At 64.4% G+C, this 15,525-nt stretch carries 16 protein-coding genes; 10 read left to right on the forward strand and 6 right to left on the reverse strand.

Translation table 11 applies throughout. The annotated features are described in order from the left end of the window. Positions 1 to 133 precede the first annotated feature (133 nt). Entirely contained in the window at positions 134 to 2,617 is a 2,484-nt protein-coding gene (locus tag HYH08_RS33515; protein ID WP_220014089.1) for a TonB-dependent receptor, read from the reverse strand. A gap of 162 nt (positions 2,618 to 2,779) precedes the next feature. Further along, positions 2,780 to 4,138: a histidine kinase gene (locus tag HYH08_RS33520; RefSeq protein WP_220014090.1), complete on the reverse strand. Its 1,359-nt coding sequence runs from the start codon at positions 4,136 to 4,138 to the stop codon at positions 2,780 to 2,782. A 141-nt stretch (positions 4,139 to 4,279) separates the two neighbouring features. Here HYH08_RS33520 and HYH08_RS33525 point away from each other — a divergent pair, with 141 nt between their 5' ends. After that, positions 4,280 to 4,900 (forward strand): response regulator, encoded by a 621-nt coding sequence (locus HYH08_RS33525; protein ID WP_220014091.1) that lies wholly within the window; start codon positions 4,280 to 4,282, stop codon positions 4,898 to 4,900. A 76-nt stretch (positions 4,901 to 4,976) separates the two neighbouring features. Further along, positions 4,977 to 5,822 carry an S-formylglutathione hydrolase gene (gene fghA / locus HYH08_RS33530; RefSeq protein ID WP_220014092.1) on the forward strand — a complete coding sequence of 282 codons (846 nt, stop codon included), beginning with the start codon at positions 4,977 to 4,979 and terminating at the stop codon, positions 5,820 to 5,822. 41 nt (positions 5,823 to 5,863) lie between these two features. Here the strand turns inward: fghA and HYH08_RS33535 are convergent, their stop codons facing one another. Further along, positions 5,864 to 6,364 (reverse strand): DUF3280 domain-containing protein, encoded by a 501-nt coding sequence (locus tag HYH08_RS33535; protein ID WP_220014093.1) that lies wholly within the window; start codon positions 6,362 to 6,364, stop codon positions 5,864 to 5,866. A gap of 126 nt (positions 6,365 to 6,490) precedes the next feature. Here HYH08_RS33535 and HYH08_RS33540 point away from each other — a divergent pair, with 126 nt between their 5' ends. The 6 genes from HYH08_RS33540 (at position 6,491) to HYH08_RS33565 (ending at position 11,530) form a co-directional block, all read left to right on the forward strand. Then, positions 6,491 to 7,672 carry a lanthanide ABC transporter ABC transporter substrate-binding protein PedA1 gene (locus HYH08_RS33540; RefSeq protein WP_220014094.1) on the forward strand — a complete coding sequence of 394 codons (1,182 nt, stop codon included), beginning with the start codon at positions 6,491 to 6,493 and terminating at the stop codon, positions 7,670 to 7,672. 202 nt (positions 7,673 to 7,874) lie between these two features. Continuing rightward, positions 7,875 to 8,834 carry a YVTN family beta-propeller repeat protein gene (locus HYH08_RS33545; protein WP_220014095.1) on the forward strand — a complete coding sequence of 320 codons (960 nt, stop codon included), beginning with the start codon at positions 7,875 to 7,877 and terminating at the stop codon, positions 8,832 to 8,834. After that, positions 8,831 to 9,640, forward strand: coding sequence for a lanthanide ABC transporter ATP-binding protein PedB/LutE (locus HYH08_RS33550; RefSeq protein ID WP_220014096.1), 810 nt, complete (start codon positions 8,831 to 8,833; stop codon positions 9,638 to 9,640). Before HYH08_RS33545 ends, HYH08_RS33550 begins: the two co-directional genes overlap by 4 nt. Continuing rightward, complete coding sequence (locus tag HYH08_RS33555) at positions 9,637 to 10,485, forward strand: lanthanide ABC transporter permease protein PedC (RefSeq protein ID WP_220014097.1); 849 nt, start codon at positions 9,637 to 9,639, stop codon at positions 10,483 to 10,485. Before HYH08_RS33550 ends, HYH08_RS33555 begins: the two co-directional genes overlap by 4 nt. After that, a complete protein-coding gene (locus tag HYH08_RS33560; protein ID WP_220014098.1) occupies positions 10,482 to 11,096 on the forward strand; it encodes a BAR domain-containing protein in 615 nt (204 codons plus the stop codon). Before HYH08_RS33555 ends, HYH08_RS33560 begins: the two co-directional genes overlap by 4 nt. Before the next feature lie 134 nt (positions 11,097 to 11,230). After that, complete coding sequence (locus HYH08_RS33565) at positions 11,231 to 11,530, forward strand: copper-binding protein (RefSeq protein WP_220014099.1); 300 nt, start codon at positions 11,231 to 11,233, stop codon at positions 11,528 to 11,530. 116 nt (positions 11,531 to 11,646) lie between these two features. On the opposite strand, the gene HYH08_RS33570 is transcribed toward HYH08_RS33565, so the two are convergent. After that, entirely contained in the window at positions 11,647 to 12,204 is a 558-nt protein-coding gene (locus tag HYH08_RS33570; protein ID WP_220014100.1) for a PQQ-dependent catabolism-associated CXXCW motif protein, read from the reverse strand. Continuing rightward, the gene (locus HYH08_RS33575) at positions 12,201 to 13,082 is read right to left on the reverse strand and encodes a substrate-binding domain-containing protein (protein WP_220014101.1); all 882 of its coding nucleotides are present in this window, start codon (positions 13,080 to 13,082) and stop codon (positions 12,201 to 12,203) included. The genes HYH08_RS33570 and HYH08_RS33575 overlap by 4 nt, the downstream gene beginning before the upstream one ends. A gap of 128 nt (positions 13,083 to 13,210) precedes the next feature. Between HYH08_RS33575 and HYH08_RS33580 the strand changes: the two genes are divergently transcribed. Both HYH08_RS33580 and HYH08_RS33585 read left to right on the forward strand, forming a co-directional pair. Next, on the forward strand, positions 13,211 to 14,137 hold the full coding sequence (locus HYH08_RS33580) for a quinoprotein relay system zinc metallohydrolase 2 (RefSeq protein ID WP_220014102.1): 927 nt from the start codon (positions 13,211 to 13,213) through the stop codon (positions 14,135 to 14,137). Positions 14,138 to 14,193: 56 nt separating this feature from the next. Then, positions 14,194 to 15,012 carry a quinoprotein dehydrogenase-associated SoxYZ-like carrier gene (locus HYH08_RS33585; protein ID WP_220014103.1) on the forward strand — a complete coding sequence of 273 codons (819 nt, stop codon included), beginning with the start codon at positions 14,194 to 14,196 and terminating at the stop codon, positions 15,010 to 15,012. Between the two features lie 122 nt (positions 15,013 to 15,134). Here the strand turns inward: HYH08_RS33585 and HYH08_RS33590 are convergent, their stop codons facing one another. After that, positions 15,135 to 15,494: a hypothetical protein gene (locus tag HYH08_RS33590; protein WP_220014104.1), complete on the reverse strand. Its 360-nt coding sequence runs from the start codon at positions 15,492 to 15,494 to the stop codon at positions 15,135 to 15,137. Between the last annotated feature and the right edge of the window lie 31 nt (positions 15,495 to 15,525).

Raw genomic sequence — 15,525 nt, forward strand, 5'->3', positions numbered from 1 at the left:
GATCGGGCGAACTGCCGCAGCCCGCGTTCGTATACGCCTGAGCGGCCGATGCCCGGGTGAGGCGAAGAGCCGCCTCAAGCACGGTGAGATCGAGATGAATTGTGATCGCGCTTCAGGTCGTTGTTGCCGGCGATCAGAACGTCACCCGCATCCCCGCATAAAACGCCCTCGGCCGCGCCGGGCTGAGCGAGCGTGGATCGTTGAAATCGCTGCCGGTGGTGAAGTTGGGCAAGGCACCGCGGTCGAAGAACTGGCCGTAGGTGGCGTAGCGCTTGTCGAAGACGTTGTCGACGCGGCCGTAGAGCTGGAAGTTCTTCGTCACCTGATAGGAGGTGTGGAGATTGAACACGGTGTAGGATGGCAGCTTCGCATATTGATTGGATTCGTCGCCGACCAGATACTGGCTGGAGACGAAGATCGCGTTGCCGCCGACCTTCCAGACATCCGTCACCGCATAGTCGACGCCGACCTTGACGCGGTGGCGCGGAATCGCGGGGATCTGGTTGCCGGGCGAGACCTGGATGTTGCCGTCGCCATCGGCGAACGGGCTGTTGGAGCCGAGGGTCAGTGCGTCGAGGAAGCGCGCGTCGACGAAAGAGTAGCTCGCCTGGAACTGCAGCGTCTGCGACTTGATGTTGACCTCGGCTTCCAGGCCCTGCCGCCGGGTGCGGCCGACATTTGAGAAATAGCCGAAGCCGGTGCGTCCGGGAACGGGAACGGCGAGGATGTCATCGTAATTGGTGGCGCGGAAGCCGCCGATCTTCCAGCCGAGCGTGCCGATGTTCAGCTCCTTCGTTCCGCGCAAGCCCGCTTCCACGGTCTTGGACACGACCTGCTTCAACGGGGGATCGGAGACGAGGAATGCCGCGATGAGGCAGGGATTGTTCGGATCGGCGCAGCCGAGCTCGAGCGGCGTCGGCACGCGGTTGGCCTCGGAATAGCCGGCATAGGCCGTCAGCTCCGGCGTGATCTTGTAGGTGCCGCCGATCACGGGATTGAAGCGGGTGAAGGTATAATCGCCGTTGAGGGCGGTGCCGAGCTGATCCTCCAGCGAGATGCGCGCCACGTTGAAGCGGCCACCGCCGCTGATGGCGAACGCATCGGTGACGTTGAAGGTGTCCATTGCGTAGAGGCCGTTATACTGGTTGACGGTCCGCAGCGAGACGGGACCGGCAAGGCCGGTGTCGATCGTACCGGTTGGCCCCAAAAAGAGGCCGCTGCCGCTGACGACGTAGTTCTCTCCGATCGAGCCGATTTCGGCAGTGGCGTTGTAGCGCGTCACGCTGGCGTCGTAGGTTGCACCCATCACGAAGCGATTGTCGTGGCCGAGCAGTTGATCGGTGTTGGTGGCCTGCCCCGACACGCCGAACGTGGTCGAACGGATCGAGCTGCGGTCGATCTCGCCGAGGATCGTGCCCGGCGCGAAAGGATTGGCAAGCTGAAGACCGTTCGTGCCGTTCGCCGGCGTCGCGCCGTCACCGAAGCACAGCAGCGTCGCGTCGGCCGCGCACTCCTCGACGTCGGTCGGATTGCCGTCGACGAGCTTCTGCTCGTAGCGGCGCACATGGGCGTTGCCTTCGAGCGTCCAGGTCGGCGTCGCATCGGCCTTGGCGGTCAGGTTGAGATAGCCGACGCGGTTGGAGGTGGTCTGCGGCGTGGTGTAGGTCGCGCCCCAATATTTATCGAGCAGTTCGGCAGGAACAGTCGCACTGGCGCCAAAGTCGTTCTTGGCGAGACCCGCATTGACGTGGAATTCGCTGTCGCCCGCCTTGTAGCCGACATCGCCGTAGAAGCGCCGCACGTCCGATTGCGAGAAATTGCGGAAGCCGTTGTCGTGCAGGCCTTCGAGCGCGGCATAGACGGCGTAATTCTTGTCGACTGTCTTGCCCCATTGCGCCGAGCCCTGGATGCGGCCGAACGAGCCGCCCATCAGATCGAGCTCGGCGCCCTGATAGGTGAAACCGTCCTTCATTTGCAGGTTGAGCGCGCCGCCCAGCGCGTTGAGGCCGAAGGCGGGATTGTTGGTCACGAGGGTCACGGACCTGATCGCGGCGGTCGGGATCAGGTCCCAGTTGACCGCGTCGGAGAAAGCTTCGTTGATGCGGACGCCGTTCTGGTACACGGCGAGGCCCTGCGGCGTACCCGTCACAGGCGAGGCGACGAAGCCGCGGAACTCGACGTCCGGCTGAAACGGATTGCCGGTGACTTCGCTGATATTGACGCCGGGAATGTTGTCGCGCAGCGCGTCGGCGACGTTGAGGGAGCCGGTACGCTTGATCTGGTTGGCATCGACCGCGTTGATCGCCGACGGAACCTTGTCGACGTCGAGGCCCCGGCCGGTGCCCGGCGAAGTCGGGTAGACGTAGAGGCGCGTCTTCGGCCGGTTCGACGACGCTGTGCCGGCGCGCAGGACCGGCCGCGACGGCGCGCTGCGCCTGACGGTGGACGGCGGCGCCGCGACCTCGACCGCCGGGAGATTTTGAACGTTAGTCTCCTCGTCCTGCGCCGCGCCGGCGGGCGCAGCGAAGACAAATCCCGACAGCAGCCCGGTCGACACCGAGGCCATCAACACACGGCGCTTGAACCAGAAACGCCTGAACTCAGAATGCTTGCCCATCCCAGCCTTCCCACCCGCGACCACCGGCTGTTTTGATTTCGCCGGTTGGATGAGACGAGTGTAATCGGCAGCAGCAATCCCGCCAGCCACAAAAGGTCGGGCAATATCCGCACCCGTTTTCCCGACAAAATCGGGAATTATTCCCGAATACCTGCGAGCTGATCAGCCCGCTGCGGTCGGCACCAGCGCTTCGACAGTCAAGCCGCCGTCACCGGAGACAACGTTGAGCGTGCCGCCCAGCGCCAGAATGCGCTCGCGCATGCCGACGAGACCGAAGCCGAGCTTCTGGCCCGGCTCCATGCCGCGGCCATTGTCGCTGACCCGCACGCGGGCACAGAGGCGCCCATCGCGCGTGAGCTGCTCCGCGGGCTCGATGACGACATTGACCGCGGTCGCGCCGGCATGGCGGAACACGTTGGTGAGCGCTTCCTGCACGACGCGGTAGATGGTGAGGTCGGCCGTCTCTCCGGTCGCCCCGAGCTCCGGCGAGATCGTGGTCTGGATCGTGACGTCGGGATGCGATTCTCGCCACAGCCGCGACAGCGATTCCAGCGCTTGGCCGAGGCCGAGCTCGGCGAGCCCGACCGGCCGCAGCCGTTCCAGCACACGGCGGGTGAATTGCTGGAGCGCATTGATCTGCTCCAGCAGGGCGCTGCCATGCTTTCGCACGGCCTCCGCGCTCGGGACGCGCCCGTCCGCGAGCTTTGCCAGCGCGCTGGCATGCGCGCGCAGCGAGAACAGATACGGCCCGAACTCGTCATGCAGCTCGCGCGCGATCTCGTTGCGCTCGATGTCCTGGGCCGACACCGCGCGCTCAGCGAGACGCCGCTTGTCCTCGACCGCCTCGCTAAGCGTTGCCGCAAGATGGTTGAGCTTGGTGCAGATCGCGTCAAGCTCGGGCGCACCACCCGGCGTGACACGGGCATCATAATGACCGCCCTCGAGCTCGGTCATGGTCTGCGCCAGGGACTGGAGCGGGGTGAGTGCACGGCCGACCACCGTCATCATCAGGAAAAACAGCGCGAGCGCGATCACCGAGCCGACCTCGAGCTGCGTGACGATGGCGTCCCAGATCTCGGCGATCTCGTCGTCAGGATGCGAGATGATGACGAGCGAGCCGGGCTTGCCGTGGAGCGAGACGGGGACGCTGACCGCGGTCTGCTCGGGATGAACCAGGTTGACGAACCAGACCGGCGGCCCGCGCGTGTCGTCATCGGTATCGGGGCGCGGCGGCGTCAGCGGGTTCCCGCCGGAATCCCTGAGCGCGATGCTGACATGGCGCAAGCGGCTGAGATCGCGCGCAATCTGGTTCAGCCGCGCCTCCGGATCGGGCGCCTCGTTCAGATCAGCCACGATCATCTCGATGAACTCGCGGGCAAGCCGGATCACGCTCTGGTCCTCGGCCTGCACGCGGGGACCGGCCTCGGCGACCTGACGGCCGATGTTCACCGCGAGCCCGAGTGCCAGCAAAAGCGCCAGCAGCAGGTTGATGCGCGCGCGCAAGGAAAGATTTTGCCACATTGGTGTCGCCCGTGCCCCGCGAAGGCTGGCTTGCACCTGTCGGATGACGTTGACAGAGGCGAAGCGCCCGATATCTAATCGAAAGCGTACAGCAATCCCGGCCGGGCGCGAAACAGGCCGACGCTGGTACGGGGAACGCCTATGCGCATTCTGATCGTCGACGATCATCCCATTGTCGCCTCCGGCTGCCGGGCCGTGCTGGCCGACGAAGGCGAGATCGAGATTCTGGAGGCCGCCGACGCCGAGGACGGCGAATGCGTCTTCATCGTCGAGCGCCCCGACCTCTGCGTGATCGACATCAATCTGCCGACCGTCTCCGGCTTCGAGCTGGCGCGCCGTATCCTCGAGCGCGCGCCGGAAGCCCGTATCATCATGTTCAGCATGAATGACGACCCGGCTTTCGCCGCGCGCGCGATCGAGTGCGGCGCCAAGGGCTACGTCTCCAAGACCGGCGACCCCGACGATCTCGTCGAAGCAATCCGTACCGTCGGCAGCGGCGGCACCTATCTGCCGACCGCGATCGCGCGCAGCATCGCCTTCGCAGGGCCGACGCTGGCGCAGAGCCCGCTCTCCAAGCTGAATGCACGCGAGATGGAGATCCTGCGGCTGCTCAGCGCCGGCAAGAGCCTGTCGGAGATCGCCTGGCTGGTGCAATCGTCGTACAAGACCGTCGCCAACACCTCCTCGATCATGCGCCAGAAGCTTGGCGTGAAGACCTCGGTGGAGCTGGTGCGATTGGCGATCGACAGCGGCGTCGCCTGACGATACGCATCGCCACGAATTCGGTCACATAAGCGTTGCACTATTGATGTGGCGAGGTGCCACGGAGCAAAACGGCATGACGATCCAGACGGTCTCGACCAATACATCTTACGGCGGCGTGCAGGGCGTGTATCGCCATGCCAGCCAGGCCACCGGAACCGACATGGTGTTCTCGGTGTACGTTCCTCCGCATGCAGCAGGCGCAAAGCTTCCCGTGGTCTGGTATCTCTCCGGCCTCACCTGCACCCATGCCAACGTCACCGAGAAGGGTGAATTCCGCAGAGCGTGTGCCGAGCTCGGCCTGATTTTCGTCGCGCCTGACACCTCACCGCGCGGGCCAGACGTGCCCGGCGATGCCAACAATGCCTATGATTTCGGCCTCGGCGCCGGCTTCTATGTCGACGCCACGCAAGAGCCGTTCGCGCGCAATTATCACATGTGGAGCTATGTCACCGACGAGCTGCCGAAGCTTGTGGCGGAGAACTTTCCGGTCGATGCCAGGCGGCAATCGGTGATGGGCCATTCCATGGGCGGCCACGGCGCGCTGACGGTGGCGCTGCGCAACCCGCACCGCTATCGCGCGGCCAGCGCCTTCGCCCCGATCGTTGCGCCGTCACAGGTGCCCTGGGGCATCAAGGCCCTCACCGGCTATCTCGGACCGAACAAGGATAGCTGGCGCAACCACGACACGGTGGCGCTGATCGAGGACGGCGCGAAATATTCCGGCTTCCTGGTCGACGTCGGCGATGCCGACAATTTCCTGAAGGAGCAGCTCAAGCCCGAGTTGCTGGAGGCCGCCTGCGCCAAGGCAAGTATCCCGCTGACGCTGCGGCGGCAGCCGGGATATGACCACAGCTACTATTTCATCTCGACCTTCATGGGCGATCATCTGCACTGGCATGCGGAGAGGTTGAAGGGGTGATTTCTTCTCCCTCGCCCCGCTTGCGGGGAGAGGCGAAGACCTCACGGTTTGCCGTAATTCGGCGCCAGCAACCTATTGCGGATCAGGTAGCTCATCGTGCGCGACCAGGATTCATCCGTGTTGCCGCGCATGTCGGCGCTGGCGGCGGTGATCATCGTGCCGGTCTTCACGTCGCGCAGGTAAATGTTCAGGTTGATGATCAGGTTCGAGACCTTCTGCACCATGCCGGTGATCTCGAGCTCGGCGCCGAGCTCCCCGGCAAGCTTGAGGTCGCAGCCGCCGCAGGCCTGCAAGTTCGCGTGACGGGCGGCGTCCCTGACCGGCGCAACGTCGAGCAGCTGGAACTTGCCTGACTCCGCCAGTTCCTTGCGCAGCTGCTCGCTGATGCGCAAGAGGCGCGCCTCCTCGGGCTTGGAGCCATAGAACTCACCGGGCAGGCTGGTGTCGATCAGCTCGAAATCGAACACGACAAGCTTCGGCGGGTCGGCCAGCGCGGCCGAGACCGTCAACAGCAAAGCTGCGAAACAAATCAGCACTCGCATGATCGTGATTCCGCCTCCATGCGCGCAAGGACGAAATGCGGGGTTGCATGCCCCGACAAATTGGTCATGCTTGAAGCAGAAACAATTCTCCGCTGGCGGTCAAGCCGGGGAGCGCACGGAGGAAGCATGATCCGATGGTTGGCCGGACTGATCGGCTGGAGTCTTGCCGCGACGAGCGCGCTCGCGGCAGAGCCTGCCCAGATCGGCGTCGGCTATCTCGGCCTCGCCGGCACGAAATCGACGCTGTCGCTGGTGGAGCAGCCCGCGGAGAACGACGGCGTTGCGGGTGCGCGCCTCGCCATCGAGGACAACAACACCACAGGAAAATTTCTTAACCAGCGCTTCACGCTGGAGGAGCGTCGCATCAAGGAGGGCGAGGACGCCGTGCAAGCTGCAACCGACCTCGCCGCGCGCAACGGTTTCATCATCGCCGACCTGCCGGCTGATGCCCTGCTGAAAGTCTCCGACGCCCTGCGCGACCGCGGCACCCTGCTGTTCAATGCCGGCGCGATCGACGAGCGGCTGCGCGAGGCCGATTGCCGCGCGAATGTCATTCACACCGCGCCGACGCGCGCGATGCTGGCGGATGCGCTCGGCCAATACCTGGTGTGGAAGAAATGGTCGCGCTGGCTGCTGGTGGTCGGCTCGCATGACGAGGACAGACTGTTCGCCGATGCGCTCCGGCGCACGGCCACTCGGTTCGGCGCCAAGATCGTCCAGGAGAAGATCTTCGAGGACAAAGGTGGCGCGCGGCGCACGGACAGCGGGGTGACGTTGATCCAGCGCCAGATCCCGGTGTTCTCGCAAGGCGCGCCGGCCTACGACGTGCTCGTTGCCGCCGACGAGAGCGAAGTGTTCGGCGCCTATCTGCCCTATCGCACCTGGGATCCCCGCCCCGTCGCAGGCTCAGCCGGCCTCGTGCCGCGCAGCTGGGACGCATCGCAGGACCAGTGGGGCGCGATCCAGATGCAGAACCGTTTCATCAAGCTGAATGCGCGGCGCATGACGCCGCTCGACATGCAGGCCTGGACCGCGGTGCGCATGATCGGCGAAGCCACCTCGCGCACCAATTCCGGCGACGTCCAGAAGGTCACCGATTTCATCAAGGGTCCGGATTTCTCCGTCGCCGCGTTCAAGGGCACAAAGCTAACCCTGCGCGACTGGAATCTGCAACTGCGCCAGCCGATCCTGCTGGTCGACGGCCGCATGGTGGTGTCGGTGTCGCCGCAGGAAGGTTTTCTGCATCAGGTCTCCGAGCTCGACACGCTCGGCTACGATCGCCCGGAGAGCAAATGCAAGCTGAAATGAGCATTGTGAGATGAGTTCGAGCCGCCACTGCGATGACGCTGCGCCCCCTCCCCCGCTTGCGGGGGAGGGTTGGGGAGAGGGTGTCTCAACTCGCGAGAGCCCCCCAGAGGAAAGAACCCTCACCCGCATCGCATCTCGCGATGCGATGCGACCTCTCCCGCAAGCGGGAGAGGTGAAGCCAACCCGTAGCGGAACGTGGCTCATGTGGCGCGTTGGACTTCTGTCCGGACTGTTGCTGGCGGCCGCGCCCGCACATGCGTTCATTGCCTATGTCTCGAACGAGAAGAGCAACACGGTCTCGGTGATCGACACCGACAGCTGGACGGTGACGAAGACCATCAAGGTCGGTCAGCGCCCGCGCGGTATCGAGTTCACGCGTGACGGGAAATTCGTGATGGTCGCGGTCGGCGATGACGACACCATCCAGGTCATCGACGCCAAGACGCAAGCCGTGGTGGACAGCCTGCCGTCCGGCCCCGACCCGGAACTGTTCGCCCAGGATGCGGCGGGAAAAATTCTCTATGTCGCCAACGAGAACGACAATACGGTCACCGTGATCGACTTGGAGAAACGCACCCGCCTCGGCGATATCCAGGTCGGCGTCGAGCCCGAGGGGATGACCATCAGCCCCGACGGCAAGATTCTGATCAACACGTCGGAAACGACCAACATGGCGCATTTCATCGACACCAGTTCGCGCCAGATCGTCGCCAATGTGCTGGTCGACGCGCGGCCGCGCTATGCCGAGTTCAAGCACGATGCTTCCGAAGTCTGGATATCCTCCGAGATCGGCGGCACCGTCTCGGTCATCGATCCCGGAAAGCACGAGGTGATCGGCAAGGTCAATTTCGAGATTCCGGGCCTGCGGAAAGAGGCGATCCAGCCGGTCGGCATCGCCATGACCAAGGACGACAAGACCGCCTTCGTCGCGCTCGGCCCCGCCAACCGCGTCGCCGTGGTCGATGTCGGCGCGCGCAAGGTGACCAAATATCTGCTGGTCGGACAGCGCGTCTGGCACATGGCGTTCACGCCTGATGAAAAATACCTGCTCACCACCAACGGCGTGTCGAACGACGTCTCCGTCATCGACGTCGCCGCGCAAAAGGTGATCAAGACCATTCAGGTGGGCGAACTGCCCTGGGGCATCACGATCGCGCCATGACCAGCCCTGCTCCCATCGCCGAGCCACGCGAAGCGCCCCGCCCCGATCCGGGCGCGGTGCCGGCGCTGTCGATCGACGGCGTCAGCCATTTGTATGGCCCGCGGCGCGCGTTGATGGACGTCTCCTTCAATGTACAGCCTGCAAGCTTTACCGCGCTGCTCGGGCTCAACGGTGCCGGCAAGAGCACGCTGTTCTCGCTGATCACACGCCTGTTCGGCATCCAGACCGGCCGCGTCGGCATTTTCGGCCACGACGTCGGCAAGAGCCCCGGAGAAGCGTTGCGGCTGCTCGGCGTCGTATTCCAGCCGCGCACGCTCGATCTCGATCTGTCGCTGACGCAGAACCTGCTCTATCACGCCGCGCTGCACGGCATCAGCCGCCGCGAAGCCCGCGCGCGAGCTGCCGAGCTGCTCGATCGCATCGGGCTCTCTGATCGCGCCGCCAGCAAGGTGCGCGATCTCTCCGGCGGCCAGATGCGGCGGCTGGAGATCGCCCGCGCCCTGCTGCACCGGCCGCGCCTGCTGCTGCTGGATGAGCCGACCGTCGGCCTCGACGTCAAGGCGCGCGCCGACATCATCAGCCATGTCCGCCAGCTCGTGACCGAGCAAGGCATCGGCGTGCTCTGGGCGACGCACCTGTTCGACGAGATCATGGCCGGCGACGATCTGGTGGTGCTGCACCAGGGCAAGGTGCTGGCGCAGGGACCGATGAACCGCGTCATCACCGAAGCCGGCGCCCAGGACGTCAACACCGCCTTTATGCGCCTCACCGGCGCGCAAACCATGCCGGCGGGCGGCGGCGCATGAGCAGCATCACTACGCGCGAGGCACCGCGCGGCTTCTCGACCTCCGAGTACATGACCTGCCTCACCGGCATTGTCTGGCGCGAGGGCCTGCGCTTCCTGCATCAGCGCGAGCGCTTCGTTTCCGCGCTGGTGCGGCCGCTGGTGTGGCTGTTCATCTTTGCCGCCGGCTTCCGTCAGGTGCTCGGCATTTCCATCATCCCTCCTTACGAGACCTACATCCTCTACGAGGTCTATATCGCGCCGGGACTGATGGCGATGATCCAGCTGTTCAATGGCATGCAGTCCTCGCTCTCGATGGTCTATGACCGCGAGATGGGCAATATGCGGACGCTGCTGGTGAGCCCGCTGCCGCGCGGCTTCCTCCTGTTCTGCAAGCTGCTTGCGGGCACCGCGGTGTCGCTGCTCCAGGTCTATGCGTTCCTGCTGATCGCCTGGTTCTGGGACATCACCCCGCCGCCCTCGGGCTATCTCACGGTGCTGCCGGCGCTGGTGCTGTCCGGATTGATGCTGGGCTCGCTCGGCATGCTGATCTCGTCCGGCATCAAGCAGCTGGAGAATTTTGCCGGCGTGATGAATTTTGTGATTTTCCCGATGTTCTTCGCATCCTCCGCGCTCTATCCGCTATGGCGCGTCCAGGAGGGCAGCCCCTATCTCTATTACCTCTGCGAGGCCAATCCATTCACCCATGCAGTCGAGCTGATCCGGTTTGCGCTGTATGGACAGATCAACTGGATCTCGCTGGCGGTGGTCGCGGGCTGCACAATCGTCTTCATGATCGGCGCGATTTGGGCCTATGATCCCTCGCGCGGGCTGACGCGACGAGGCCCTGCGGGAGGCGAAGGATGATCGTTCGGGTTTGGGCGGTGGCGGTTCTGACGCTCGCGGCTGCGAGCACGGCCGTGCACGCGGCCGATCCGCGCTATCCCAACTGGCCCTGCGCACAGGCCAAGGTGCCCGAGATCTCGCTCGCCGCCGTCTGGGCCGGCCCGGAGCTCGGCGACGCCGAGACCAAATGGAAGGACGACGCCAAGGTGGCCGCGCTGGTGTCAAAGCTTTCGGCGCGCAAGACGCCGATGGACGAGGCCGAAAAATCCGTAAAGGAATTTTTGTCCGGCTCCGGGTCGGACAAGACCGCCAACGCCAAGCTGCTGTTCGCGGGCCTGTTCGACACGCTCAACGCCCAGCGCTCCCAGGTCATGAACGGGCTCGAACGCGTCAGCCGCAAGCAGCGCGACGCCGCCGACAAGATCCGGGAAGAAACCATTCAGCTCCAGGCGCTGCAGGGCGCAAGCTCGCGCGACGACGCCAAGGTCGACGCGCTCAGCAATGAGCTGATCTGGAAGACCCGCATCTTCGAGGACCGCAACAAGGTGGTGCGATTCGTCTGCGAGGTTCCCACCGCGATCGATCAGCGCCTGTTCGCGCTGGGCCGCTTGATCCAGCAGGAAATGGAATAGCGTCAGCCTCGCTGACGGCTTTCGGATAAGTTCCCCGATATCAACGCGATCGTTAACCTTTGGCGGCTGTTTGCCGGAACCAAATCGGACTAGGATGGCTTGTCGATGTGAATCTCGAATGCCGGGAGGCCTCGATGGGAACCACGAAATTCATCCTCGCAGGCGCTGCGGTCATCAGCATGCTCGCATCCAGTGCCTTCGCCGACGACTTGACCGGAATGGTCACGAGGATCGATCGGCTCAACAACACGATCTCGATCCAGCAGATGCAGAAGGGCACGGTCGGCGGCAGCGCTGGCGGCGCCGGCGCGCTGCAGCAGTTCAAGGCCAAGGACGCCGCGATGCTTGATGCCGTGCATGCGGGCGATCGGGTGACGTACTCGGCGACGGACAATAACGGCGCCGGGACGCTAACGAAGCTGCAGAAGCAGTAGTTTCAGCTCTCCGCTTGCACCGCCGTCATGGCCGGGCCTGTCCCGGCCATCCACGCCTAGCCGCGCGGCCGAAGAACGTGGATGCCTGGGACAGTTTCGGGCAAGACGAGCCTGAGTTACTGTTCCGGCCGCGGCTCCGGCTGCGCCTCTTCGGTCGGCAGCTTCGCGCGCTCCCAGCCGTCGGTGCCGTCGGGGTACCAGGCAATGTTGGAATAGCCGTAAGCCAGCGCGCGCTTGGCAGCGTTCCACGACATCCAGCAATCGGCGAGGCAGTAGATCACCAGCAGAGCGGCCTTGTCGCCGTGCGATGCATTTGAAAGGCCACGCTGGAAATAATCGTCCATAGCCGGCGGCAGCGTGCCGTAGCCGGTGTCCGGCAGCCACAGGCTGCCCGGAATGTTTTTCCGCGGGGTATCGCGCCAGACTGTGCCCTCCGGCAGGTTCTTCGGCTTCGGTGGCCGCGGCAGCACGTCGATGAACGCACCGCTCTTCGCGCGCCAGATCGCCTCAGCCTCTTCCGTCGTGAGCACGCGGGCGCCGGCCAGGGTCGCCGGCACGGGGGCGCGGTAATTGTCCGTGCGAAAGCCCTCGGGCTCGAACGGCTCCTGCTGCTGCGCCGATGCCGGGGCGAGCAGCACCGCAGCGACGAGCGCAGCGGCGATCCGCCGCCTCATGGTGCCTTCTTGGCCGTCTCCGCGCCAAGCGGCTTGTCGTTCTCGTCGAGCAGAGGCACGCCGAAGTCGGTCAGGATCTTGTTGATCTCGCCCTGGTTCTCCTGGATCAGCTTGTTGAGCTGCCGCTTCCAGTTCTGGTCCGCGGGCCTGACGCCCATGCCGATGCGATAGACCAGTTTTGGTCCGGTGGTCTCCTTCACCAGCGGCGTGACATGCATCGCGCCGACCTTCTTCGCATAATACCCCGCCATCGGTCCCCACAGCACGCCGGCGTCGATCTTGCCGCTGGCGAGGTCATCGATCATGGCCTGCGCGGAATTGTCGTAGCGGGTGTCGATCATCAGCGGATAGGGCTTTGCGTCCCCCATCAGGCCCGCGAGCGCCATGTTGGTGGCGGGCGGCGTGCCGGCGACGATGCCGACATGCTTGCCCTTGAGCCTTGCATCCTCCAGCGTGTCGACATCCTCGAGCCCGCTGCCAGCCTTCGAGACCAGCGCATAGGACGTGCGGTAATAGGGATTGGTCCCCTGCACGAGGTCGTCACCTTGCGGAAAGCCCATGATGACGTCGCAGCGATGCGCGCCCAGCGTCATCCGCACGAAGCCGGTCGCCTGCGGAAAGAACACGTAGTCGAGCTTCTTCTGGAGCTTGTCCGCGAAGAGCTCGGCGAGCTTGTTCTCCAGCCCCTCGCCCTTCTCGTTGGAGAACGGCAGATTGCGCGGATCGGCGCAAACCCGCAGCACTTTCGGATCGACCAGCTCGAACGAGAGGTCGCCGGTCTCGCTGGTCTGCGCCAGGGCGGCGTCGCCCAGCGCGCAGGAGGCAACCAGGGCCCACAGTGAAAACAACCAGCGACGATGTCGTCCGGCCTCCGTCATCGCGCTTCCTCCTCGTTTCATTCGAGTGCTATCCATGCAACGCATGGACGCACCATGTTTTGCCAACTTTGTGTTGGCTTGTCGTGCTGCAGTGCAACGCGGCCGATCCTTTGAACTGAGGCGGAAACGTGTCTCGCATCGCTCTCGTGATCGCAGCCTTGTCCCTGCTGGGGTCGACAACGCTAGCACGCGCCGGGACGGTCGAATTGCCTGTGAGCGAAGTCGCCCCCGGAATCTTCGTGCACTCGGGGACCATCGCCCTGATGACCCGCGAGAATGAGGGCGACATCGCCAATGTCGGCTTCATCGTGGGAGACGATGCGGTCGCCGTGATCGACACCGGCGGCAGCTTGCGCGAAGGCGAGGCGCTGCTCGCGGCGGTGCGGGCGCGCACTACAAAACCGATCCGCTATGTCATCAACACCCACGGCCATCCCGACCATGTCTTCGGCAATGCGGCCTTCGTTGCCGAGGGAACCAGCTTCGTCGGCCACAGCAGGCTGCCGCAGGCGCTGGCGACACGGGGACCGTTCTATCTCGACAATTTTAGACGCATCATGGGCAATGAGCTGATCGATCCCGTGAAGATCGTGCCGCCGACGATGCTGGTGAAGGACGCGTTGACGCTCGATCTCGGATCGCGCCGGCTGGCTTTGCGGGCTTGGCCGGCCGGGCACAGCGACAATGATCTGACGGTGTTCGACGAGAGGAGCAAGACGCTGTTCGCGGGCGACCTCGTCTTCCTCCACCATATCCCGGTGATGGACGGCAGTATCCGCGGCTGGCTCGGCACGATCGGGGAACTCGAAAAGATCCCCGCGCAGCGCGTCGTCCCGGGTCACGGGCCTGTGAGCGAGTGGCCAGCCGCGCTGAGTGATGAACGCCGTTACCTGTCAACGCTGCTGTCCGACGTCCGCGCCCTGAACAAGAAGGGCGCGCCGATCCGCGCTGCCGCGGACAAGGCGGCAGCTGAGGAGCGGCCGCACTGGCAATTGTTCGACGACTACAACGCCCGCAACGCAACTGCAGCATTTTCGGAAATTGAATGGGAGTAGCGGACGCGCTACGCTGCAGCAGGAGATCAGCTTCGCTGACTCCGGGGACCATGACCATGACGGGACGCACACGCCGCCTGCCCCTGATCGCCGCATTGCTCGGCATCGCGTTCGCCGTGCCGGCGCAGGCTGAAGAGGCCTATGATCCCTGGCCGGGCCTGGTGCAGGATATCTTCAACAACCGGGCGATGAACGACGGCAACGGCGTCATCGGCATCGAGATGCCGTATCGTGCCGAGGACGCGGCGATCGTCCCGGTGACCCTGCGCAGCAAGCTGTCGCCCGGCGACAGCAGGCGGATCCGTTCGATCACGCTGGTGATCGACCGCAATCCCGCGCCGATGGCGGCCAAATTCGAGCTTGGCGCGGATGCCAACGTCACCGAGATCTCCACCCGCGTGCGCGTCAACAACTACACCGACGTCCATGCCGTCGCCGAGCTCAGCGACGGCCAGCTCTATGTCTCCAAGGTTTATGTGAAGGCCTCGGGCGGATGCTCCGCGCCGGCCGGAAAGAACGCCGAGGAAGCCAACAACCGCCTCGGCCAGATGCGCTACCGGCAATTCGCCCGTGAGGACGCACCGGCGAGCCGCGTCCGCGAGGCGCAGATCATGATCGGCCATCCCAACAATTCCGGCCTGCAAATGGACCAGGTCACGCAGCTCTACATTCCCGCCTTCTTCGTCAACCAGCTCAAGCTGACCCAGGACGACAGCCTGGTATTGTCGATGGAAGGCGGCATCTCGATCTCGGAGGATCCCAATCTGCGCTTCACCTACGTGTCCAATGGCGCGAAGCGTTTTCGCGCGGAAGCAAAGGACACGGATGGGCACGTGTTCCGCAATGAGTGGGACGTGGAGAAGCCGGGGACGTAGCTCTCTCCGTCGTCATGGCCCGGGCTTGTCCCGGCCATCCTCGAACTTCGTGTCAGACCAAAGAACGTGGATGCCCGGGACAAGCCCGGCCATGACGGCAACAATTTGCATCGCGTAAGGCGCTAAAAGCACCTCACCTCGGCCTCTGCCTGCGCTCGTCTCAGATCATTCACCGCCGAGTTCGCCTGCTCCGAGGTCCGGAACTGGACGCCGAGATTGCCGCGGACCTGGGACATGCTCAGTGCGGTCTCCGCGGTGACGTAGCGGTCATAGGGCACGATCGAGGCGACCACATCGATCGAGCAGGAACATTGTTCGATCGACTGCCGTGACTCGCCGTTGGCTTTCATGCAGCCATAAACGTATTCGGCGCGCGCTGCGGTCGGATAGTCGTTCACCTCCTCGGCCCGCGCCACGGATGCGGTCGCGGCCCATACCGCCAATGCGGCGACAATCGGTCGTAGCAGTCCCGCCGAATTCATGAGCGTCCTCCCGCTGGTTGCGACGAAAGCT

This window comes from Bradyrhizobium sp. BR 10289, assembly GCF_019455385.1.
Classification (GTDB): domain Bacteria; phylum Pseudomonadota; class Alphaproteobacteria; order Rhizobiales; family Xanthobacteraceae; genus Bradyrhizobium.